23 protein-coding genes are annotated in these 21,964 nt (G+C 66.8%); 8 read left to right on the top strand and 15 right to left on the bottom strand.

All coding sequences use genetic code 11. From position 1 onward, the window contains the following. Positions 1–2 precede the first annotated feature (2 nt). The 3 genes from DTS01S_RS12105 to DTS01S_RS12095 form a co-directional block, all read right to left on the bottom strand. Positions 3–437 carry a type II toxin-antitoxin system VapC family toxin gene (locus DTS01S_RS12105; RefSeq protein ID WP_012204856.1) on the bottom strand — a complete coding sequence of 145 codons (435 nt, stop codon included), beginning with the start codon at positions 435–437 and terminating at the stop codon, positions 3–5. Then, complete coding sequence (locus DTS01S_RS12100) at positions 434–712, bottom strand: type II toxin-antitoxin system Phd/YefM family antitoxin (protein ID WP_012204855.1); 279 nt, start codon at positions 710–712, stop codon at positions 434–436. Before DTS01S_RS12100 ends, DTS01S_RS12105 begins: the two co-directional genes overlap by 4 nt. Before the next feature lie 142 nt (positions 713–854). Beyond that, positions 855–1,784, bottom strand: a complete 930-nt coding sequence (locus DTS01S_RS12095) for a LysR family transcriptional regulator (protein ID WP_061287778.1) — start codon at positions 1,782–1,784, stop codon at positions 855–857. 93 nt (positions 1,785–1,877) lie between these two features. Here DTS01S_RS12095 and ilvD point away from each other — a divergent pair, with 93 nt between their 5' ends. Continuing rightward, positions 1,878–3,572: a dihydroxy-acid dehydratase gene (gene ilvD, locus DTS01S_RS12090; RefSeq protein ID WP_017403811.1), complete on the top strand. Its 1,695-nt coding sequence runs from the start codon at positions 1,878–1,880 to the stop codon at positions 3,570–3,572. Between the two features lie 113 nt (positions 3,573–3,685). On the opposite strand, the gene guaB is transcribed toward ilvD, so the two are convergent. Next, positions 3,686–5,161, bottom strand: a complete 1,476-nt coding sequence (gene guaB, locus DTS01S_RS12085) for an IMP dehydrogenase (protein WP_013803023.1) — start codon at positions 5,159–5,161, stop codon at positions 3,686–3,688. Positions 5,162–5,245: 84 nt separating this feature from the next. Here guaB and DTS01S_RS12080 point away from each other — a divergent pair, with 84 nt between their 5' ends. Next, positions 5,246–5,800, top strand: coding sequence for a DUF4124 domain-containing protein (locus tag DTS01S_RS12080; RefSeq protein ID WP_017403810.1), 555 nt, complete (start codon positions 5,246–5,248; stop codon positions 5,798–5,800). A 19-nt stretch (positions 5,801–5,819) separates the two neighbouring features. Here DTS01S_RS12080 and DTS01S_RS12075 read toward each other — a convergent pair whose 3' ends face one another. Then, the gene (locus tag DTS01S_RS12075; protein ID WP_016448868.1) at positions 5,820–6,164 is read right to left on the bottom strand and encodes an RnfH family protein; all 345 of its coding nucleotides are present in this window, start codon (positions 6,162–6,164) and stop codon (positions 5,820–5,822) included. Continuing rightward, the gene (locus DTS01S_RS12070) at positions 6,157–6,609 is read right to left on the bottom strand and encodes a type II toxin-antitoxin system RatA family toxin (RefSeq protein WP_016452375.1); all 453 of its coding nucleotides are present in this window, start codon (positions 6,607–6,609) and stop codon (positions 6,157–6,159) included. Before DTS01S_RS12070 ends, DTS01S_RS12075 begins: the two co-directional genes overlap by 8 nt. 168 nt (positions 6,610–6,777) lie before the next feature. Here DTS01S_RS12070 and smpB point away from each other — a divergent pair, with 168 nt between their 5' ends. The 4 genes from smpB (at position 6,778) to DTS01S_RS12050 (ending at position 9,188) form a co-directional block, all read left to right on the top strand. After that, the gene (gene smpB, locus DTS01S_RS12065) at positions 6,778–7,251 is read left to right on the top strand and encodes an SsrA-binding protein SmpB (RefSeq protein ID WP_016448870.1); all 474 of its coding nucleotides are present in this window, start codon (positions 6,778–6,780) and stop codon (positions 7,249–7,251) included. A gap of 109 nt (positions 7,252–7,360) precedes the next feature. After that, positions 7,361–7,777 carry a COG4315 family predicted lipoprotein gene (locus DTS01S_RS12060; RefSeq protein ID WP_017403808.1) on the top strand — a complete coding sequence of 139 codons (417 nt, stop codon included), beginning with the start codon at positions 7,361–7,363 and terminating at the stop codon, positions 7,775–7,777. A 30-nt stretch (positions 7,778–7,807) separates the two neighbouring features. After that, positions 7,808–8,341 carry an RNA polymerase sigma factor gene (locus DTS01S_RS12055; RefSeq protein ID WP_017403807.1) on the top strand — a complete coding sequence of 178 codons (534 nt, stop codon included), beginning with the start codon at positions 7,808–7,810 and terminating at the stop codon, positions 8,339–8,341. A 10-nt stretch (positions 8,342–8,351) separates the two neighbouring features. After that, positions 8,352–9,188 (top strand): anti-sigma factor family protein, encoded by an 837-nt coding sequence (locus DTS01S_RS12050; protein ID WP_016448873.1) that lies wholly within the window; start codon positions 8,352–8,354, stop codon positions 9,186–9,188. A gap of 15 nt (positions 9,189–9,203) precedes the next feature. Here DTS01S_RS12050 and DTS01S_RS12045 read toward each other — a convergent pair whose 3' ends face one another. Beyond that, positions 9,204–9,899: a DAPG hydrolase family protein gene (locus DTS01S_RS12045; RefSeq protein WP_017403806.1), complete on the bottom strand. Its 696-nt coding sequence runs from the start codon at positions 9,897–9,899 to the stop codon at positions 9,204–9,206. Between the two features lie 156 nt (positions 9,900–10,055). Between DTS01S_RS12045 and DTS01S_RS12040 the strand changes: the two genes are divergently transcribed. Continuing rightward, positions 10,056–10,721: a TetR/AcrR family transcriptional regulator gene (locus DTS01S_RS12040; protein WP_017403805.1), complete on the top strand. Its 666-nt coding sequence runs from the start codon at positions 10,056–10,058 to the stop codon at positions 10,719–10,721. Between the two features lie 75 nt (positions 10,722–10,796). On the opposite strand, the gene DTS01S_RS12035 is transcribed toward DTS01S_RS12040, so the two are convergent. The 4 genes from DTS01S_RS12035 to DTS01S_RS12020 all read right to left on the bottom strand — a co-directional run bounded on the left by DTS01S_RS12035 (position 10,797) and on the right by DTS01S_RS12020 (position 14,793). Next, complete coding sequence (locus DTS01S_RS12035; protein ID WP_017403804.1) at positions 10,797–11,888, bottom strand: enoyl-CoA hydratase/isomerase family protein; 1,092 nt, start codon at positions 11,886–11,888, stop codon at positions 10,797–10,799. 153 nt (positions 11,889–12,041) lie between these two features. Further along, positions 12,042–13,055, bottom strand: coding sequence for a Bug family tripartite tricarboxylate transporter substrate binding protein (locus tag DTS01S_RS12030; protein ID WP_061287777.1), 1,014 nt, complete (start codon positions 13,053–13,055; stop codon positions 12,042–12,044). A 42-nt stretch (positions 13,056–13,097) separates the two neighbouring features. Continuing rightward, positions 13,098–13,595, bottom strand: a complete 498-nt coding sequence (locus tag DTS01S_RS12025; RefSeq protein ID WP_061287776.1) for a MaoC family dehydratase — start codon at positions 13,593–13,595, stop codon at positions 13,098–13,100. 1 nt (position 13,596) lies between these two features. Continuing rightward, positions 13,597–14,793 carry a CaiB/BaiF CoA transferase family protein gene (locus tag DTS01S_RS12020; RefSeq protein ID WP_061287775.1) on the bottom strand — a complete coding sequence of 399 codons (1,197 nt, stop codon included), beginning with the start codon at positions 14,791–14,793 and terminating at the stop codon, positions 13,597–13,599. Between the two features lie 83 nt (positions 14,794–14,876). On the opposite strand from DTS01S_RS12020, the gene DTS01S_RS12015 reads away from it, so the two are divergent. After that, a complete protein-coding gene (locus DTS01S_RS12015) occupies positions 14,877–15,767 on the top strand; it encodes a LysR family transcriptional regulator (RefSeq protein ID WP_034364354.1) in 891 nt (296 codons plus the stop codon). 123 nt (positions 15,768–15,890) lie between these two features. Here the strand turns inward: DTS01S_RS12015 and typA are convergent, their stop codons facing one another. From typA to infB, 4 genes are read right to left on the bottom strand one after another with little or no spacing between them, the layout of a single operon-like run. After that, positions 15,891–17,720: a translational GTPase TypA gene (gene typA, locus DTS01S_RS12010; protein WP_026062109.1), complete on the bottom strand. Its 1,830-nt coding sequence runs from the start codon at positions 17,718–17,720 to the stop codon at positions 15,891–15,893. Positions 17,721–17,743: 23 nt separating this feature from the next. Next, positions 17,744–18,709 carry a tRNA pseudouridine(55) synthase TruB gene (gene truB, locus DTS01S_RS12005; protein ID WP_016448882.1) on the bottom strand — a complete coding sequence of 322 codons (966 nt, stop codon included), beginning with the start codon at positions 18,707–18,709 and terminating at the stop codon, positions 17,744–17,746. A gap of 4 nt (positions 18,710–18,713) precedes the next feature. Beyond that, positions 18,714–19,085: a 30S ribosome-binding factor RbfA gene (gene rbfA, locus DTS01S_RS12000; RefSeq protein ID WP_016448883.1), complete on the bottom strand. Its 372-nt coding sequence runs from the start codon at positions 19,083–19,085 to the stop codon at positions 18,714–18,716. A 6-nt stretch (positions 19,086–19,091) separates the two neighbouring features. After that, on the bottom strand, positions 19,092–21,947 hold the full coding sequence (gene infB / locus DTS01S_RS11995; RefSeq protein WP_016448884.1) for a translation initiation factor IF-2: 2,856 nt from the start codon (positions 21,945–21,947) through the stop codon (positions 19,092–19,094). Positions 21,948–21,964 lie beyond the last annotated feature (17 nt).

Below are 21,964 nucleotides of genomic sequence, written 5' to 3'. Positions count from 1 at the left end.
GATCAGAAATCTTCAGGGGCCAGCAGCGCCAGCCCGCGCTTGCGGGCGGCGGCGGCCTGGGCCGCGTCAAAAGTGGCCAGCGGCAGGCGCAGCGACTGCGCCAGCCACAGGTAGGCCGCGTCATACACCGGCAGGCGGGTGTCCAGCGCCACGTCGAGCACGGCCTTGTGCTGGGCGGGCGCCAGCTCGTGCAGCTCCACGCGGTGGCGGATGGCCTCGAGCACGCCCCACAGGCCTTCGACCGAGCTGTGCGGAATGCGGCCGCCGTGCACGCCCGAGGCGATCAGGTTGCCGCATTCCCACTGCCAGAGGTTGGGCGCCTGCGGGTCCACTTCATGGCGGCGGATGCGGGTGTACAGGCGCTGGGTGTGCACGCTGGCGGCATCGGGCAGCAGCCAGGCGGCGGTGACGGAGGCATCGAGCACGAAGGAGGTCATGCCTGGCTCCGGCCTGCGTGGCGCAGTCGGGTGGTGGAGTCCGGCGCCTGTGCCGACTGGGCCGGCTGGGCTGGCCGCACCGTGGCCTGCAGCGCCTGCATCTGCTCCAGCTCGCGGGCGATCTGCTCGTCGGTGATCACGGGGCGGCGGCGCACCGGCAGCATGCGCACCACTTCCTTGCCGTGGCGGGTGATGCGCACTTCCTCGCCCTGCTCGACAAGTTCGATCAGGGCGGAGAAACGGGTCTTGGCTTCGTAGATGCCGACAGATTGCATGGCGGGGCTGAAAACAAAAGCAGGCCTGGTGTCCGGCCTGGCCCGAATTCTATCATTCTGGCCAGAATTTCCAAAAATTCAGACCAGAACCATGCGGATATTCGCGGGCCTTGCCTCGGGGAGGGCTATCGGTGAACGCCACTCAGCGCTGTTCGCGCACGAAGCCGACAAACCGCGCCAGCGCGGGCGACATGGCTCCGGCCGGCCAGGCCAGGCTGGTCTCGCAGACCGGCAGGGCAACGGCCTTGCTGCCTGCACGGGCGCTGGCGAAAACCGCCTCGCGGTAGACCACGCCGGGCCTGCAGAACTGCATCACGCTGGCGGGCACCCAGGCCAGGCCGATGCCGCCCCAGACCAGGTTCACGATGGTCTGCATCTGTATCGCCTGCTGCGCGATGCGCGGCACATGTCCGTGCCGTCGGTACAGATCCGTCACCGCGTCATGGAGCGAGGGCATGATGCGGCGCGGAAAGATCACCAGCGGCTGCTCCAGCACTTCGTCGAGCATCAGCCGGTCCGCACCGGCAAGCGCATGCTGCTGCGGCAGGGCCAGCACCATGGCTTCCCGTCCCACGGCCAGGCGCTCCAGGCCGGCCGGCGCATGCCCGGGGGCATGCAACATCAGTCCGGCATCGATCTGCCCGCGCTCAAAGGCTTCCATCTGCACATCGCTGGTGGCCTCGACCAGCTCCATCGCCACACCTGGCGTGCCTGCCACGAAGTCCCGCACCCACAGCGGCAGCCGGGTGAAGCCGATGGTGGAGACAAAGGCCAGCCGCACGCGCCCCACTTCTCCCGCTGCCGCAGCCCGCGCAATCCCCGGCAGCGCCGCCGCCCGCGCCAGAAGCTCACGCACCTGCGGCACAAGCGCCTCGCCGGCCGGCGTCAGCGCGACGTGGCGGCTCGAGCGCTCGAACAGCGCCACGTCCAGGCTGCGCTCCAGCTGGGCGATGGCCTGAGTGAGCGGCGGCTGCGTCATGTGCAGGCGCGACGCGGCGCGGCCGAAGTGCAGCTCGTCCGCCACGGCCAGGAATTGCCGCCAGACGCGCAGATCAATGAGGGGCTCATTCATATGCGCAGCATATCAATCATGCCGATGAATAGGATTGGATCAGATGAATCAGTCGGCCCATACTCATCCAACCCCCACAACGAGAGACATGCCATGACCCCGCCGAACCAGATCAACCGCCGAAGCTCCCACATCACCGAAGGCAAGGCGCGCGCAGCCAACCGCTCCATGTTCTACGGCATGGGCTACAAGGAAGAGGATTTCAAGAAGCCCATGGTCGGCGTGGCCAACGGCCACAGCACGATCACGCCGTGCAACTCCGGCCTGCAAAGGCTGGCGGACGCGGCCATCGCAGGCATCGAGGAGGCCGGCGGCAACGCGCAGGTGTTCGGCACGCCGACCATCTCGGACGGCATGTCCATGGGCACGGAAGGCATGAAGTACTCGCTGGTCAGCCGCGAGGTGATCGCCGACTGCATAGAGACCTGCGTGGGCGGCCAGTGGATGGATGGCGTGCTGGTGGTCGGCGGCTGCGACAAGAACATGCCGGGCGGCATGATGGGCATGCTGCGCGCCAATGTGCCGGCCATCTATGTCTACGGCGGCACCATCCTGCCCGGCAGGTGGAAAGGCCGGGACCTGAACATCGTCAGCGTGTTCGAGGCCGTCGGCGAGAACGCCGCGGGAAAGATCAGCGACCAGGAGCTCAAGGACATCGAGCAGCACGCCATTCCCGGCACTGGCTCGTGCGGCGGCATGTACACCGCCAACACCATGTCCAGCGCGTTCGAGGCGCTGGGCATGAGCCTGCCCTACTCCTCCACCATGGCCAATCCCCATGATGAAAAGGAAAACTCGGCCAAGGAATCCGCCAGGGTGCTGATCGAGGCCATCAAGATGGACCTCAAGCCGCGCGACATCGTGACGCGCAAGTCCATCGAGAACGCGGTCTCGGTGATCATGGCGACCGGGGGCTCCACCAATGCCGTGCTGCACTTTCTCGCGATCGCCCATGCGGCCGGCGTGCCCTGGTCCATCGACGACTTCGAGCGCATCCGCCAGCGGGTGCCGGTGCTGTGCGATCTCAAGCCCAGCGGCAGATACCTGGCGGTGGACCTGCATCAGGCGGGCGGCATCCCGCAGGTCATGAAGATCCTGCTGAATGCGGGCCTGCTGCACGGCGACTGCATCACCATCTCGGGCCAGACCATCGCCGAGACCCTGGCCGGCGTGCCTGACGAACCGCCCAACCCGCAGGTCATCCGCCCCCTCTCGGATGCGCTCTACCCGCAGGGCCACCTGGCCATCCTCAAGGGCAACCTGAGTCCGGAAGGTGCGGTGGCCAAGATCACGGGCCTGAAGAACCCGGTCATCACCGGCCCGGCACGCGTGTTCAACGATGAGCAATCGGCACTGGCGGCCATCCTCGACGGCAGGATACAGGCCGGCGACGTGATGGTGTTGCGCTACCTGGGCCCCAAGGGCGGCCCCGGCATGCCGGAAATGCTGGCACCCACGGGCGCCCTGATCGGCGCCGGCCTGGGCGAGAGCGTGGGCCTGATCACCGATGGCCGCTTCTCCGGCGGCACCTGGGGCATGGTGGTCGGCCACGTGGCGCCGGAAGCGGCCGTGGGCGGCACCATCGCGCTGGTGCACGAGGGCGACTCGATCACCATCGACGCGCACGCATTGCAGCTGCAGCTGAACGTGCCCGAAGACGTGCTCGCCCAGCGCCGTGCGGCATGGAAGGCCCCCGCGCCCCGCTACACGCGGGGCGTGCAGGCCAAGTTCGCGTTCAACGCATCGAGCGCCAGCTCGGGCGCGGTGCTGGACAACTTCGCCATTTGAGCGTCGTCATCTGAGCTTCGCCATCTGAGCTTCGTGAGCGCACGAAAAAAAGAGGTCCGGGCAGTGGCTGCCCGGACCTCTTTTCCATCTCGCGCCAAGGCGCCGGACCTGGATCAGTCGGCGCGGTAGTTCGGCGCTTCCTTGGTGATCTGCACGTCATGCACGTGCGATTCACGGATGCCTGCGGCGGTGATCTCCACGAACTCGGCCGTGTTGTTCATCTCTTCGATGGTGGCGCAGCCGCAGTAGCCCATGGCAGCGCGCACGCCGCCGGCCATCTGGTAGACGATGGAGACCATGGAGCCCTTGTAGGGCACGCGGCCTTCGATGCCTTCGGGCACGAGCTTGTCGGCATTGGGATTGCCGGTGCTCGATTCCTGGAAGTAGCGGTCGGCCGAGCCCTGCTGCATGGCGCCGATGGAGCCCATGCCGCGATAGCTCTTGTACGAACGGCCCTGGTACAGGATGACTTCGCCCGGAGCCTCTTCGGTGCCGGCGAACATGCCGCCCATCATGATGGTCGAGGCGCCAGCGGCCAGGGCCTTGGCGATGTCGCCCGAGAAGCGGATGCCGCCGTCGGCGATCAGCGGCACGCCCGTGCCTTGCAGGGCCTGGGCCACGCTGTCGATGGCCATGATCTGGGGCACGCCCACACCGGCGACGATGCGCGTGGTGCAGATGGAGCCAGGGCCGATGCCGACCTTGACGGCGTCGGCGCCTGCCTCGGCCAGTGCCAGCGCAGCGGCGCCGGTGGCGATGTTGCCGCCGATGACATCGACCTGCGGGTAGTTCTGCTTGACCCAGCGCACGCGGTCGATCACGCCCTTGCTGTGGCCGTGGGCCGTGTCCACCACCAGTGCATCGACGCCGGCCTTGACCAGCAGTTCCACGCGCTGCTCGGTACCCTCGCCCACGCCCACGGCGGCGGCCACGCGCAGGCGGCCTGCGCTGTCACGCGCTGCGTTGGGGAAGGTGGTCTGCTTGGTGATGTCCTTGACGGTGATCAGGCCCTTGAGTTCAAAGGCGTCGTTCACGACCAGGATGCGTTCGAGCTTGTGCTTGTTGAGCAGGGCCTTGGCTTCCACGGGCGTGGTGCCGTCCTTCTCGTTGACGGTGATCAGGCGCTCGCGCGGCGTCATGATCTGGCTGACCTTGACGTCGTAGCGGGTCTCGAAGCGCAGGTCGCGGCTGGTGACGATGCCCACCACCTTGCCGCCGTCGCAGACGGGAAAGCCCGAGATGCCGAGATTCTCGGACAGCTGCAGCACCTGCAGCACGGTGTGCTCGGGGGTGATGACCACGGGGTCGTGCACCACGCCGGATTCGTGGCGCTTGACCTTGGACACTTCGGCGGCCTGCTGCTCGGCCGTCATGTTCTTGTGGATGACGCCGATACCGCCCTCTTGCGCGATGGCAATGGCCAGACGCGCCTCGGTCACGGTGTCCATGGCGGCGGACACAAGGGGAATGTTCAGGGAGATGTTGCGCGAAAAGCGCGTCTTGAGCGAAGTGTCCTTGGGCAGGACCTGGGAGAAAGCGGGGACCAGAAGGACGTCGTCGAAGGTCAGGGCTTTACCGAGAAGGCGCATGTGAGAGCTCCAAAAGAAGGATTGTACCCGTGCGCCGGATCACAATGTATGCTGTAGGCCATTCGGCCCGATCCCCAACTCACCATGCACGCCATCAAGCTTGTTTTGCTAGTCACGCTTGCCGCCTGTTCGCTGCCCGCAGCCGCCCAGTGGCAATGGGTCGACGCCACAGGCCGCAAGGTCTTCAGCGACCGCGCACCGCCTCCTGACATTCCCGCCAAGAACATCCTGCGCCAGCCTGGCGGCAGCACACCGCCGCCTGCCGCCGCGCCCTCCGCCGCTGCGGCAGCTGCGGATGCAGGCACGGCGCCTGCGGCGGACGCCGCGGCACCGGCAGCACCTGCCGCAGCCGCCAAGGACACCAAGCCCGCAGGCACCGACAAGGCCCTGGAAGAGCAAAAGCGCAAGGCCGAAACCCAGGAGGCCGCCAAGGCCAAGGCGGAAAAGGAACGGATTGCCAAGCAGCGCCAGGACAACTGCGCACGCGCCAAGCAGTCCAAGACCGCGCTGTCTTCGGGCCGCCTGCTGGGCTACACGAATGAGCAGGGCGAGCGCGGCTTCATGGACGACGCCACGCGCGATGCGGAACTCAAGCGCGCCGACGCCATCATCGCCTCCGATTGCGGCGCAATGCGCTGATCGCCGAATCCGGGCCGGCTCAGTAGCCGGCCTTGGCTCCAGGCCTCTGGCGCTGGAACAGCCCCGTGGCCCGAGCGCCCTGGCGTGCGAAACGCTCGCGGCGCGCCACCTTAGGGTCCACGGTCAAGGGCCGGTACAGCTCCACTCGGTCACCGTCGCGCAGGGCTTGCGTCAAAGGCGCGCTGCGGCCCCACAGGCCTGCCGGCCCGGCCTGCGCAAAGCCCAGCGCCTGCCAGCCGCCCGCCGCCGCCACCGCATCGGCAATCGTGGCACCGGCCGGCAATTGCAGAAACAGCTCGACGACTTCGCCGGCGCGCGCACTGCAGGCCAGCGTGATGCGCACAGCGGGCTGGGGCTCAGCCATAGACCTGCTCGGCACGCTTGATGAAGGCATCGACCATGGAGCCTGCAATGCGGTCGAACACCGGGCCGACCACGGCGGCCAGGGCCATGTTGTCGAAACCGTAGTCCAGTTGCAGTTCGACACGGCAGGCGCGCTGCGATCCGTCGCCCACGGGGCGGAACATCCAGTGGCCCTCCAGCCGCGAGAACGGCCCCTTGATCAGGCGGATGCTGACCTGGCGCCCGCCATCGTCGAGCACGCTGTGCGTGTTGCGCGTGACGAAGGACTTGCGCATGCCGCCGAATGCAATGCCCACCTCGGCCGTCATGCCCTGCTCGTCCTGCTCCAGCACCCTGGCCTGGTCGCACCAGGGAAGGAAGTCGGCATAGTGGGCCACGTCCGTCACCAGGGCAAACATTTCTTGGGGGCTGTACCAGATCAGGACGGACTTGTTGACTTTTTTCATGAATGGGGCGGGCTGCACGGCATGCAAAACACCGGCAGCGCCGCCATGGCACAGCCGGCTGTCACAATGACGGCAAGGCGAAACTAAAATCCCGCACGGCGGGAAGACGGCAATCCAGTATTGTAGGGAGACCTTTCATCTCCAGGTTTTCGCCGCATCTATTACTCCATGGCCAAGAAACCTGAAACACAGTCGCGCATCGCCGACAACAAAAAAGCCGCGTTCAACTACTTCTTCGAGGAACGCTTCGAGGCCGGCATCGTGCTGCACGGCTGGGAAGTGAAGGCACTGCGCAGCGGCAAGGTGCAGTTGACGGACGGCTACGTCATCGTCAAGGACGGCGAGCTGTTCCTGCTCGGCTGCCAGATCAACCCGCTCAAGACCGCCTCCACCCACGTCAACCCCGACGCGGCGCGCATCAAGAAACTGCTGCTCAAGAAGGACGACATCCTGCGCCTGATCGGCAAGGTGGAGCAAAAGGGCTTCACCCTGGTGCCCATCAACCTTCACTGGAAGAACGGCTATGTCAAATGCGACATTGCCCTGGCCAAGGGCAAGGCCGAGCACGACAAGCGCGACGTGATCAAGGACCGCGAAGGCAAGCGCGAGGTCGAGCGCGCCATGAAGAGCTTCAACCGCTGACGGGCATCCGCAGCTTTTTTTGCACTGCTGCGGAATAAACCGGCACGGCCCAGTGTTCATTGCAGTGTCCGGCCGCAATTTCGCGCGCCGGCAAGCACCGGAGACAGCGATGAAGAAGCTCGGCATGAAACTTGGTACCTGTGCCTTCACGGCAGCCCTGACATTGGCCCTGGCAGGCTGCTATTCCGCGCCTGCGGCCAACGCCTCTGGCCAGACGCCGCCCAGTGCGGTCAGCGTGCAAAACGGCATGCTGGTCGGCGCCAACGGCATGACGCTCTATACCTTCGACAAGGACACGGCCGGCAGTGGCAAGTCCGTCTGCAATGGCCCCTGCGCGACCAACTGGCCGCCCCTGATGGGCAAGCAGGCGCCCTCTGGCGGCAACTACAGCGTGATCCAGCGCGACGATGGCAGCAGCCAGATCGCCTACAAGGGCAAGCCCCTGTACTACTGGGTGAAGGACGGCAAGGCCGGCGATACCACGGGCGACGGCGTCATGGGCGTCTGGCATACCGCACGCCCCTGAGTCCGGCCCCCTGCGCGATCGGACCTGCCCATGGACCGCAGCCAGATCCTGGAGCACCTGCCCGGCCTGCGCCGCTACGCGCGGCTGCTGGCAGGCGATGCCTGGGCAGCCGACGACCTGGTGCAGGACACGCTGGAACGCGCCTGCCGCAAATGGATGCTGTGGCGCTCCGATGGCGATCTGCGCGCCTGGCTGTTCACCCTGATGCACAACCTCTACCTGAACCAGCGGCGCTCTGCCGCACGAGGGCAGTGGCTGGACATCGACAGCCTGTCCGAGTCCCTGGCAGCGCCCGAGGACAGCAGCGACGCTGCCCTGGACCTGGAGCGCTGCCTGCAGCGCCTGCCCGCCGAGCAGCGGGCCGTGCTGCTGCTGGTCAGCGTGGAGGACATGAGCTATGCCGACACGGCGCGCGTGCTGCAGCTGCCCCTGGGCACCGTGATGTCGCGCCTGTCGCGCGCACGCTCCCGGTTGCGCGAGCTGATGGAGGCGCCGCCCGCAGCTTCGCCCGCCCAGACTGCTGCACCCCAAGCCGCAGCCCCGTCGCTGCGCCGGCTCAAATGACGAGGCCGCCATGACTGCCCCCGCCCCCACCTCCCCCTCCTCCTGTGTCTCGGCTGCCACGGCCATCCCCGACGAGCAGCTGCATGCCCTGGTCGATGACCGCCTGCCGGCCCCACAGGCACAGGCGCTGCGCGAGCAGCTGGATGCAGACAGCGCAGCACGCGTGGAGCAATGGCAGCGCCAGCGGCAGCTGCTGCGCGCCCTGCACGGCGCCCGCAGCGAACCGCCCATGCCCGATGAAATGCGCGCCGCCGCCGAGCAGCTGCAGGGCCTGCAACAGCGCCAGCAGCAATGGTGGCGCTGGGGCGGCATGGCCGCAGGCTGGCTGCTGGCCTTCGGCCTGGGCTGGCTGGTGCACGGGCAGCAGGCAGCGCCTGCGGCACCCTCAACGGCGGACACGCTGGCCGCTGCCGCACCTGCCCGCTTCGCCCATCAGGCAGCAGTCGCCCACGCGGTCTACCAGCCCGAGCAGCGCCACCCGGTCGAGGTCGAGGCAGCGCAACAGGCCCATTTGCTGCAATGGCTTTCCAAGCGGCTGGGCCGGCCGCTGAAGCTGCCAGCCCTCACGGAACTGGGCTATGAGCTGGTGGGCGGCCGGCTGCTGCCCGGCGACAGCGGCGCACGCGCCCAGTTCATGTACCAGGATGCGGCCGGCGAGCGCATCACCCTGTATCTGGGCGCGCTGGAGGACCCGGCCACGCGTGGCGAGACCGCCTTTCGCTTCAGCAGCGACGGCCCCGTGCCCAGCTTCTACTGGGTGGACCAGGGCTTTGGCTATGCGCTCAGCGGCGCCCTGCCGCGCAACCGGCTGCTGCAGCTGGCCACGGCCGTGCACCAGCAGCTTTGAAGCCTGGGGCCACGGCTACCAGGGCAGCGGCGCCGCCTCGCCGTTGCCATGTTCGCCGTAGTACAGCGAGGGCAGAAAGCGCGACAGGTAGGTGAACTCCGTGTAGCAGTGGCGCAGCAGGCCCAGGCCCAGCGCGTCGGGCAGCTCGGCCGCCGGGTCCGTGCAGGACTGCCCCAGCAGGAAGCGGCTGCGCAGCACGCAGCCAAAGGGCGTGTCACGCGCCAGGTGCACCATCTGCCCGTCCATCGGGTCCCCGCTGACGTCCAGCTGCACATGCTCGCCGAAGCCGATACGCGCATACACGGCGGCCGATGCGCGTTTTTCGGCAAAGGCCAGCTCCAGCTGCGCAGGGTCGAACAGCTCGCGCGGATCATGGAACTTGAGCCTGGCCGCCACGGGCGGAATATCGGCCAGGGACTCCACGGCCTCGATGGACGCGCCTATGTAGCTCTCGCCCTTCTTCCATTGCGCATCCCAGCCGCGATGCGCGATGTGGTCATGCGGATGCCACCACTTGATGTGCTGCGTGGTCTCGAAGAACTTGAACCACCAGTCCAGCATGCGGCCGCTGCAGCCGTGCAGGTCGGTGCGGCAGGCCACCACCAGGCAGCCGCTGGGCAGGCGCTGGATTCCCGTCTCCAGCCGCAGCGGCGTGATGTGCAGCAGCTCGTCGATGCGGGAAATGTCGGGCTCGAAGGCATGGGAGTTCATGGGTGTTTTCCGTTCCTGGGTTGATGAGGAAAAGCCATCTTATATTAAAGAAACGAATAACGTTTCCAAACAATCGGATAATCCCAGCCGGGTAACAAAATGCTGCACAACCAGGCACGACCCTGCACAACACCGAACGGAACGACAAGAAATCCAATGGAATCCGAAATCACTCCTGCGGCCCCCAGGCCGCGCGGGCGGCCGGCCCGGCCCGAGCACGAGGCCAACGATGCCGCCCTGGCCGCCGCCACCTGGCTCTTGCTCAACGAAGGCTATGCCGCCACCACCATGGAAGCCGTGGCCAGGCGCGCGGGGCTGGCCAAGAAGACGCTCTACCGCTTTGCCGCCAACCGTGAGGATCTGGTGGCCCTGGTGGTGCGCAGCTGGACAGACGGTTTCCGCCCCGCCCTGTCGGCCGATGCGCAGTCGGCCTCAGAGGTGGCTCCGGCGCTGGCCGAGATCCTGCGCGTGATTGCCGCGCGCGTGCTGTCGGCCGAGGCGGTGGGGATGTTCCGCCTGCTCACCACCGATTTCCCCGCCAAGCCCGAGTTGCTGGAGGTCTACCAGCGCAACGGCATAGAGCGCGGCCGCGGCATGCTGGTGGACTGGCTGCGGCGCCAGTGCGCGAAGGGGTTGCTCAGGGCAGAGCAGCCCGACGTCATCTGCGACCTGTTGCTGTCCATGACCATTGCCGAGCCGCTGCGGCAGATGGCCCTGGGCCTGACGCCGCCCGTGCCCGAATGGGATCCGGGCCCGCGCATTGACGACGCGGTACGGCTGCTGGCAGGCCATTCCTGCCGCATGGAGCCCGCTGATTGCTGAACCGAAAAAAAGGCCATCCGGCGCGGTGCCGGATGGCCTTTTGAACCCTTGGAGGTTTGAGCAACCGCCGCGCGATCAGTCCAGCGCCGCCAGCGGGTGCGAGTGCACTGGCCAGGGGCTGTCGAAGAAGGCACGCCATTGCGCGTCCTGCACGTCTTCGATGCGCGCGGGGTTCCAGCGCGGTTGGTGGTCCTTGTCCACGGCCAGGGCGCGAATGCCTTCGATGGTCTCGCTCTGGCCGGGGCGCAGGTAAAAGCAGTGGCGCACCATGTCGCGCTCCATGCGCAGGTCCTGGGCCAGCGTCATGCCGCGTGCGCGGCGAATCTGCTCCAGCACCACGTGCAGCATCAGGGGCGAGCGCTTGCGCAGCGTGGCTGCCGTGTGCTGCGCCCACTCGCCATCCGCCGCTTCCAGTGCCTGCACCATGGCAGCCACCGTGGGCAGGGCAAACACGCGGTCGATCTCGGCGCGGGGCTGGGCCGCTGGTTTGGCCGGGGCCGTGAACTTCGACTTCACCAGCGCCTCGACGGCCGCTGCATCGGCAAAGCTGCCGGCGGCCAGGGCCTCCCACAGCGCAGGCTGCTGGTCCGAGGGCAGATAGCCATCGGCCAGGCCGAAGTCCAGCGCGTCGGCCGCGCCGATCACGTCGCCCGTCAGCGCCAGCCACTCACCCGCGTGACCGGGGCAGCGCGATAGGAAGTAGCCGCCACCCACATCGGGGAACAGGCCGATGGCCGTCTCGGGCATGGCCATCTTGGTACGCTCGGTGACGATGCGCAGCGTGCCGCCCTGGCTGATGCCCATGCCGCCACCCATGACGATGCCGTCCATGAAGGCGATGTAGGGCTTGCCGAAGGTGTGGATCAGGTGGTTGAGCGCGTACTCCTCGGTGAAGAAGTCCTCCAGCTGCGGATTGCCCGTGCTGCCTGCGCCGTGCAGAAAACGGATGTCGCCGCCCGCGCAGAAGGCGCCGAAGGCCCCTTCCTTGCCCATGCCGCGGATGGCCACGGCCAGCACCTGATCGTCCTTTTGCCAGGCCAGCAGGGTGGCCAGCAGATCGCGCACCATGCCCAGCGACAGCGCGTTCAGCGCCTTGGCCCGGTTCAAGGTGATCATGCCAATGCGGCCCCGCACTTCGCTGAGGACTTCGCCGGCAGCTCCCGTCATATCTTGCTCCTTGTTGCTATGCATGCCCTGCCCCGGCAGCCCGGGGCGATGAGCCGCAACCATAGCTGAAAATCCGCGCCCACCCCTGACAAACAGGTGCCAATTTGCGCAAGTGCACGACAGGGCGGGCAGCCGCCGCGCACCGCAGCGCACTCAGTCCAGAGAGACGCCCGTGCTCTTGACCACGCCGGCCCAGCGCTTGATCTCGCTGCGGATGTAGGCGCCGTATTCCTCGGGCGTGGAGCCCAGTCCTTCGGCGCCCTGCAGCTGCAGCTTCTCGACCACGCCCGGGTCCTTGAGCGCGCGCATCAGCTCCTGGTTGAGCCGCTGGATGATGGCGGCTGGCGTCTTAGCGGGCACCATCACGCCCTGCCAGGCCCCGGCCTCGAAGCCGGACATGCCGCTTTCGGCCAGCGTGGGTGCGTCGGGGAAGTTGGGCAGGCGCTTGGAGGAACTCACGGCCAGCAGCTTGAGCCGTCCCTCCTTGATGAAGGGTGCGACGGAGTTGATGGTGTCGGTCATGAAGTCGATCTGCCCGGCCACCAGATCCACGTCGGCCGGCGCGCTGCCCTTGTAGGGCACGTGGCTGGCCTCGATCTGGTAGTGCTGCACGACCTGGAAGGCCGCCAGGTGCGTGACATTGCCGTTGCCGGCCGAACCATAGGACAGCTGGCCCGCCTTGTCCCTGGCATGGCGCACGAACTCCTGCACGTTCTTCACCGGCAGCTTGGGGTTGACCACCAGGCCCAGCGGCACCACGGCCGTCAGCGCCACGGGCATCAGGTCCTTGTTCACGTCGTAGCTCATCTTCTTGTAGAGCGACGGGCTCAGCGCAATGGACGAGGTGTTGTAGAGCACGGTGTAGCCATCGGGCGCGGCCTTGGCCACCAGGGCGTTGCCGATGTTGCCGTTGGCGCCGGGCCGGTTGTCCACGATCACGGTCTGGCCCAGTTGCTGCCCCACCTGCTGGGCCAGCACGCGCGCCACCAGGTCGGTGGGCCCGCCCGGCGGGAAAGGCACGACCAGCGTGATGGGCTTGCTGGGCCAGGCCTGCTGGGCCAGGGCCGCTCCCGGCACTGCCGCTGCGGCTGCCATGCAGGCCGCCACGGCGGCCAGCACCCTGCGCCGCGCTTGTCTGCCTGCGGCCTTGTTGCCTTTCTTGTCCATGCTGTTGTCTCCTGGTGTCGTTATGGGAATTCTTTTGTCCGCCTAGCTGCGCCCTGCCAGCAGGCGCACGGCCGTGTATTCCATGACCTTCTGGTGGCCCTGGTTGAAGACCTCGATGCGCGAGGTGACGACGGCGCGGTTGCCCTTGGAGGTGGGCTTGATGGCGGTGACTTCGACCAGGGCCTCGATGGTGTCGCCCACCAGCACGGGGCCGAGGATCTTCTGGTGCAGCTCCAGCATGGCCAGGCCCGTGCCCTGGATCATGCTTTGCAGGATGAAGCCTTCGATCAGCGCATAGGTCATGGCGCCCGGCACGGGGCGGCCGGCAATGGCGCCGCCGTCGTAGCCCTCCTCGATGAAGATGGCCTCCAGCATGCCCGTGGCATTGATGAAGGCGACCAGGTCGGACTCGGTCACGGTGCGGCGGAAGGTGCGCAGCTGCTGGCCAACCTTCAGGTCCTGCCAGAAAAAGCCCTGGCCCATGCGGGGCACGGCGTTCCAGGCGGCGCCAGGGTGGGGCTGCGGGGTGTTCACTGTCATCTCATGTCTCCTGTTGCGTGATCTGCAGGCCGGCGATGCGCTCGGCGCTCCAGCCCGCCTGGGCCAGCAGCGCCGCCGTGTGCTCGCCCAGGCGCGGAGGCATGCCCATGGGGGCCTGCCGGCCATCCATGCGCACGGAGGAGCGAGGCAGGTGCACGGTGCCCATGGCGGGGTCGTGCAGCGGCACGAAGAACTTCGTGGCCTGCAGATGCGGATCGGCGGGAAGCTCATCCATGCGCGCCACCGGGGCGGCGGGAATCTCCAGGCGCTGGCAGGTGTCCAGCCAGTACTGGGTGCCGTGCAGGGCCACATACTCGCCAGCGGTCTCCAGCAGCTCGGCAATGTGGGCCGTGCGGCTGGCCTGGCTGGCAAAGCGCGCATCCAGGGCCAGCTGCGGCTGGCCCACGGCGGCGAAGAAGCGCTGCCAGTGCGCATCGGTGTACGGCATCATGCAGACGTGGCCGTCCAGCGTTCGGTAGGGCTTGCGCCAGGGCGCCATCACGCGCGGGTAGCCAGCGCCGCTGAGCGCGGGGCTGAAGTGCATGCCGTAGAAATGCTCGACCAGGTTGAAGCCCACCATGGTCTCGTACATGGGCACTTCCACAAAGCAGCCGTGGCCGCTGCGCTCGCGCTGGAACAGCGCCGCCAGCACGGCATGCGCGGCCACCAGGGCGCAGGTCTTGTCGGCCGCAATGGTGGGCAGGTAGCGCGCCTCGCCCGTCTGGCGCTCCATCAGGTCGGCCAGGCCGCTCATGCCCTGGATGACGTCGTCATAGGCGGGCATGCCTGCATAGGGGCCGTCTTCGCCAAAGCCATGCAGGCCTGCATAGACCAGGCGCGGATAGCGCTCGCGCAGCGTTGCGGGGTCCAGGCCCAGCGGGGCCAGCTTTTGCGGGCGCATGCTGTGCATGAACACATCGGCCGTGGCCAGCAGCGCATGCAGGGCCTGGCGCGACTCTTCCCGCTTGAGGTCCAGCACCACGCTCTTTTTGCTGCGGTTGGTGCCCATGAACATGGCTGCCATGCCGGGCTCCACGGCCGGGCCGGTATGGCGCGTGGAGTCGCCGGCCGGCGGCTCGATCTTGATGACTTCGGCGCCATAGTCGGCCAGCACCTGGCTGGCCAGCGGCCCGAACACCACGCTGGACAGATCCAGCACCCGAATCCCTGTCAACGCAGCCTGCACTGTGGTCTCCATGTTGCTTCAGGGAGCCAGTATTTGATATCTTTGAAGTTGCGTCTAAGACTTAATTCAGCATCGCTGATACACGGTGGATATCAATGGACCTGCGCCAACTGCGTCACTTCGTCACCCTGGCCCGCACGCTCAACTACCGGCAGGCGGCCGAGCAGCTGCACATGTCGCAGCCGCCACTGTCCCAATCCATCCGCCGGCTCGAAGACAGCCTGGGCGTGCAGCTGTTCCAGCGCGACCGCCGGGGCACGGAGCTGACCGAGGCAGGCCGGGCGGCCCTGGAAAGTGCCGAGCTGGCACTGCACCATGCGCGCCAGGTGCAGGAGGTCTCGCAGGCCACGGCCAGCGGCGAGCGCGGCCGGCTGCACATAGGCTTCATAGGCTCGGCCACGTTCTCGCTGATTCCACGGCTGGTGCAGGCCTTTCGCAGCGAATATCCGCTGATCGACCTGGTGCTGACCGAATCGACCACGCGCGAGATCTGCGCGCAGGTGGCCAGCGGCGATTTCGATGCCGGCCTGCTGCGCTACCCGGTGACGCAGGCCACCGAGCTGTCCATCACGCCCGTGGAAAAGGACGAACTGGTGGCCGTGCTGCCCGAAGGCAACCCGCTGCTGCAGCGGCCCGCCTTGCGGCTGCGGGATCTGGCCGACCAGCCCTTCATCAACTACCGTCCCAGCGAAGTGCCCGGCCTGCATGCGCTGGTGGTACTGGCCTGCCAGAACGCGGGCTTCATGCCCCAGGTCAAGCAGCATGCGGTGCAGGCCCAGACCCTGGTCAGCCTGGTGGGCGCGGGCCTGGGCGTGGCCCTGGTGCCGGCCGTCGTGGCCAAGGGCAGCACGCCGGGCGTGGTGTTCCGCACGCTGCAAGACGCCGGGACCCTGCCCTCCATCGGCCTGGCCCTGGCGCTCAACCCGCACCAGAGCGCAGCGGCCGGCCAGCGCCTGCGCGAGTTGCTGCTGCGGCTGAACGCCTGACGGACGGCCTGGCGGACGGCGTGGCAGAAGCCGCCGCAGAAAAGACAAAGGCCGCGGATGCGGCCTTTGACAATCAGGGCGGCGAAGCCGGCTGGCTTGCGCGCGCCCTCGGCGCCATGGCGCTTATGCGCCTGCGCGCGAAGCGCGCTTGCGCTCGTTCTCGGACAGGTGGCGCTTGCGCACGCGGATGCTCTTGGGGGTGATTTCCACCAGCTCGTCGTCCTCGATGAATTCCACCGCGTATTCCAGCGACAGGTCGATCGGGGGCGTGATCTTGATGGCATCTTCCTTGCCGGACACGCGGAAGTTGGTCAGCTGCTTGGTACGCGTGGCGTTGACCACCAGGTCGTTGTCACGGCTGTGGATGCCGATGATCATGCCTTCGTACACGGGATCGTTGGCCTTGACGAACATGCGGCCACGGTCGTCCAGCTTGCCCAGGGCGTAGGTGAAGATTTCGCCTTCGTCCATGGAGATCAGCACACCGTTCTTGCGGCCGCCGATTTCGCCCTTGTGCGGCTCGTAGCTGTCGAAGATGTTGGAGATCAGGCCGGAACCACGGGTCAGGTTCAGGAATTCGTTGGTGAAGCCGATCAGGCCACGCGCAGGAATGCGGTATTCCAGGCGCACGCGGCCGCGGCCATCGGGTTCCATGTTGACCAGCTCGCCCTTGCGCTCGCCCAGGGCCTGCATCACGCCACCCTGGTGGCCTTCCTCGATGTCGGCCGTCACCAGCTCGATGGGCTCGTGGCGCACGCCGTCCACGTCGCGGTAGACCACGCGGGGCTTGGACACGGCCAGCTCGTAGCCTTCACGGCGCATTTCTTCCAGCAGGATGGTCAGGTGCAGTTCGCCGCGGCCCGACACTTCGAAGATGCCGTCTTCGTCGGTTTCCTTGACACGCAGGGCCACGTTGGAACGCAGTTCCTTTTGCAGGCGGTCCCAGATCTGGCGGCTGGTCACGAACTTGCCTTCACGGCCCGCCAGCGGCGAGGTGTTGACGCAGAAGTTCATGGTCAGCGTGGGCTCGTCGATCTTGAGCATCGGCAGCGGCCGGGGGTTCAGCGGGTCGGTCAGCGTGACGCCCATGCCCAGGTCGGCGATACCGTTGACCAGCACGATGTCGCTGGGGCCGGCTTCGGTCACCTGCACGCGGTCGATGCCCTGGAACTTCAGAACCTGGTTGATGCGGCCCTTGTAGCTCTTGCCGTCAGGACCTTCCATGACCAGCACGTCGGTCGAAGGCTTGAGCGTGCCGGAGGTGATGCGGCCCACGCCGATGCGGCCCACGAAGGTGGAGTAGTCCAGCGCCGAGATCTGCATTTGCAGCGGAGCGGCGGGATCGCCCTTGACCGAAGGCACGTGCTTCAGGATGGTGTCGAACAGGGCCGACATGTCGGGGCCCCACTGCTCGCCCGGAGCGCCTTCTTCCAGCGAGGTCCAGCCGTTGATGCCCGAGGCGTACACCACGGGGAAGTCCAGCTGCTCGTCGGTGGCACCCAGCTTGTCGAACAGGTCGAACGCGGCGTTGACCACGTAGTCGGGACGCGCGCCGGGCTTGTCCACCTTGTTGACCACGAGGATGGGCTTCAGGCCCAGGGCCAGCGCCTTCTTGGTCACGAAGCGCGTCTGGGGCATGGGGCCTTCCTGCGCGTCGATCAGCAGCACCACGCCGTCGACCATGGACAGGGCACGCTCCACTTCACCGCCGAAGTCCGCGTGGCCGGGTGTGTCGAGGATGTTGATGTGCGTGTCGTTCCAGCTCACGGCGCAGTTCTTGGCCAGGATGGTGATGCCACGCTCGCGTTCGATGGCGTTGTTGTCCATCACCGTGTCCACGACTTTCTCGTGTTCGGCGAAGGTTCCGGATTGGCGCAGCAGCTGGTCCACCATGGTGGTTTTGCCGTGGTCCACGTGGGCGATGATCGCGATATTGCGGATTTGTTTGCTCATAGTGTTTTCCCATTGCCGCTGCGTCATGGGCGCGGCGTGTCTTCCAAAATCTGTTGAATTTCCAGTGAACTGAGCAGGCGGGCGGGGATGAGTTCCCCACGCACCACGCGCCCCACCCCCAGCAGAGCCTGGGGGTTTTCGCCATACACAGCCACCGCCTCGGCATCGGCCCAAGCGCCCTTGCGGGGCAGGCCCGTGAGAAAACGGGCCGCATCTTGCTCGCCCAGCGTGACAGCCGTGTGGCTGGCCAGCAAGGCATCGACAGGCTGCAACTGCTGCAGACGCTCGTCCTCGCCCATGGCGGCCAGCGCCTCCAGCGAGATACAGCGCTCGACACCCAGCCCGCCGGTGTCGATACGGCGCAGCGCGCGCAGGTGCGCGCCGCAGCCCAGGGCCTCTCCCACGTCCTCCGCCAGCGTGCGGATATAGGTGCCCTTGCTGCAGGTCACCAGCATCCGGATCGCCGGCTGGCCTTGGCTGTCTTGCGTCAGCGAAAGCTCCAGTGCGTGGATTGTCACTTCGCGCGCCGGACGCTCGACTTCGATGCCGGCACGCGCATATTCATAAAGAGCCTTGCCGTCCTTCTTGAGCGCGCTGTACATGGGCGGCACCTGGCGGATGGGGCCCGTGAACTGCGCCTGCACGGCGGCAAGCCGCTCGGCCGTGAGGGCGGCGGGATCGATGGCGCGCTCGCGCAGCACCTCGCCCTCGGCATCGGCCGTGGTCGTGGTCTGACCCAGGCGCGCAATCGCCTCGTAGGTCTTGGCAGCTTCGAGCTGCAATTGGCTGAACTTGGTCGCCGCACCGAAGCACAGCGGCAGCACGCCGGTGGCCAACGGGTCCAGCGTGCCGGTGTGTCCGGCCTTTTCGGCGCGCAGCAACCACTTGACCTTCTGCAAGGCGTCGTTGCTGGACAGCTCCAGCGGTTTGTCGAGCAGCAACACCCCATGCACAGGGCGCCGCTGCACCCTTGTGCGTGGCGCGTTCATGGGGCTACTCTTCCTTCCCGCGCGAGGAGACGGCCTTGGCGATCAAGGCGTTCATGTCGGCCGCACGCTCGGTGGTGCGGTCGTAGATGAAGTGCAGCGTGGGCACGGTATGGATGTGCAGGCGCTTGAACAGGCCGTTGCGCAGGAAGCCTGCGGCCTGGTTCAGGGCGTCCTGCGTCTCCTGCGGATCGCCGATCAGCAGGCTGAAGTAGACCTTGGCGTGGGCATAGTCCGGAGTCACCTCCACGCTTTGCAGCGTCACCATGCCCACGCGCGGGTCCTTCAACTCGCGTGCGATCAGCTCCGCCAGATCCCGCTGGATCTGGTCGGAGACTTTGAAGCTGCGGTTCGGCGCAGCGGACTTGCGTGTTGCCATGTCGAATTACAGCGAGCGCGCGATTTCCTTGATCTCGAACACTTCGAGCACGTCGCCTTCGCGAATGTCGTTGTAGTTCTTGAGCTTGATACCGCACTCGAAGCCTTCCTTGACTTCCTTGACGTCGTCCTTCAGGCGCTTGAGCGATTCGATCTCGCCCGTGTAGATGACCACGTTCTCGCGCAGCAGGCGGAAATGCGCATTGCGCGTAACCTGGCCTTGCGTGATGTACGAGCCGGCCACGGTGCCGATCTTCGACGCCACGAACACGGTACGGATCTCGGCCATGCCGATGATCTCTTCCTTGCGCTCGGGAGCCAGCATGCCGGACATCGCTGCCTTCACCTCTTCGACGGCGTCGTAGATGATGTTGTAGTAGCGCAGGTCCACATCGTTGCTCTCGGCCGTCTTGCGCGCCTGGGCATCGGCCCGGACGTTGAAGCCGATGATGATGGCCTTGGAGGCCAGCGCCAGGTTCACGTCGGACTCGCTGATGCCGCCCACGCCCGAGTAGACCAGCTGCACGCGGATCTCTTCGGTGGAGAGCTTGAGCAGCGATGCGCCCAGTGCTTCCTGCGAGCCCTGCATGTCGGCCTTGACGATGATGGGCAGGGTCTGGACCTCGCCCGCACCCATTTCGGCGAACATGTTCTCGAGCTTGGCAGCCTGCTGGCGAGCCAGCTTGGTGTTGCGGAACTTGCCGGCGCGGTAGGTCGCGATTTCGCGGGCGCGGCGCTCGTCCTGCAGCACCATGAAGTCGTCGCCGGCCTGGGGCACGTCGGACAGACCCTGGATTTCCACCGGGATGGAGGGGCCAGCGGACTTGGTCTGCTTGCCGTCTTCGTCCAGCATGGCGCGCACGCGGCCGTAGGTCTGGCCTGCCAGCACCACGTCGCCCACCTTCAGCGTGCCGGACTGCACCAGCACCGTGGCCACGGGGCCGCGGCCCTTGTCCAGCTGCGCTTCGATGACCAGACCCTTGGCAGCGGCTTCCACGGGAGCGGTCAGCTCCAGCACTTCCGCCTGCAGCAGGACCTGTTCCAGCAGCTCGTCGATGCCCTGGCCGGTCTTGGACGACACGGCAATGAACGGGGACTCGCCGCCGTACTCTTCAGGCACCACCTGCTCGGCCACCAGGCCTTGCTTGACGCGGTCGAGGTTGGCATCGGGCTTGTCGGCCTTGGTGATGGCAACCACGATGGGCACACCCGCCGCCTTCGCGTGCTTGATGGCTTCCTTGGTCTGGGGCATCACGCCGTCGTCGGCAGCGCACACCAGGATGACGATGTCGGTGGCCTGTGCACCACGGGCACGCATGGCCGTGAAGGCCTCGTGGCCCGGGGTGTCCAGGAAGGTGACGATGCCGCGGGGCGTCGTCACATGGTAGGCACCGATGTGCTGGGTGATGCCGCCGGCTTCACCCGACGCAACCTTGGTGCGGCGGATGTAGTCCAGCAGCGAGGTCTTGCCGTGGTCCACGTGGCCCATGACGGTGACCACGGGGGCGCGCGACTCCTGGGCAGCTTCCTGCTGGGACACTTCCTCGGCCGTGAAGGCTTCGGGATCGTCCAGCGCAGCGACCTTGGCGGTGTGGCCCATTTCCTCGACCACGATCATGGCGGTGTCCTGATCCAGGGGCTGGTTGATGGTGACCATCTGGCCCATCTTCATCAGCACCTTGATCAGCTCGGATGCCTTGACCGACATCTTGTGCGCCAGCTCGGCCACGGTGATGGTCTCGGGCACGTGCACTTCGATGGCGCGGAATTCCGTTGCCGCGCTCTGGTGCTGTCCGTCATTGCGGTCATTGCCACGACGGCCGCCACGCGGGCCGCCGCGCCAGTTGGAACGGCCGCCCACGCCACCGGAGCTGTCGCCACGGGTCTTGATTTCCTTCTTCTTGCCATCGCCGGCCCAGCTCGAGGAGAGCTTGGCGGACTTGACTTCCTTGCCGGCGCCGGCAGGCGCTCGCGCACCGGCTCCGCCGGCGGTCGTGCCAGCGGGCTTGTGCAGCGTGGTCTTCTTGGCATCGGCGGCAGCAGGCGCTGCAGGCTTTGCCACGGGCTTGGGCTCTTCGGGCTTCTTGGCCACGAGCACCTTCTTGGGCGCGGCCATCATGGCGCGAATGGCTTCGGCTTCGGCCAGCGCCTTGCGGCGGCGGTCTTCCAGATCCTTGGCGCGTTCGGCTTCCTCGGCCGCACGGGCCTTGGACTCTTCCTCGGCCTTGGCGCGTGCCGCGAGCTGGGCTTCGGCGCGCGCTATCTGGCCGGCAGCCTGCTCGCGCGAGGCTTCCTGCTTAGCGCGGTTGGCCTCGACAATCTTTGCGGCTTCGGCAGCCGCATAGGCGGCTGCGCGCTCTTCGGCTTCGCGCTCGCGCTGTTGGACTAGCTCGCGCTCTTCGCGCTCACGGCGTTGCTGTGCCAATTCTTCCTCCTCCCGGCCGATCATTTCGGCCTGGCGACGTGCTTCCCCTTCGCGGCGCACCAATTCCTGAGATTCGCGCTCCGACGCCGCGCGCTGCTCCTGGGCAGCCGCAACGGCAGCGGGGTCGGAGGCGCCTTCGGCGGCCTCGTCGCGCTTGACGAAGGTGCGCTTCTTGCGCACTTCCACCTGGATGGTGCGGGCGCGGCCCGACGAATCGGCCTGCTTGATCTCGCTGGTGGACCGTTTGGTCAGCGTGATCTTCTTGGCGCCACTTCCGTGGCTGGCCTGCAGATGGCTGAGCAGTTGCTGCTTGTCGCCGTCGGTCAACGCATCCGATGCGTTGTCCTTGGCGACGCCTGCAGCCTTGAGCTGCTGCAGCAACGTGTCAGGGGTCTTGTTGAGCTCTTTTGCAAACTCGGCAACCGTATTACTGGACATAAATGCTCTGAACCTCC

Source organism: Delftia tsuruhatensis NBRC 16741, from assembly GCF_001571325.1.
GTDB classification, from domain to species: Bacteria; Pseudomonadota; Gammaproteobacteria; order Burkholderiales; family Burkholderiaceae_C; genus Comamonas; species Comamonas tsuruhatensis.
This window is presented reverse-complemented; position numbering and strand designations above follow the sequence as displayed.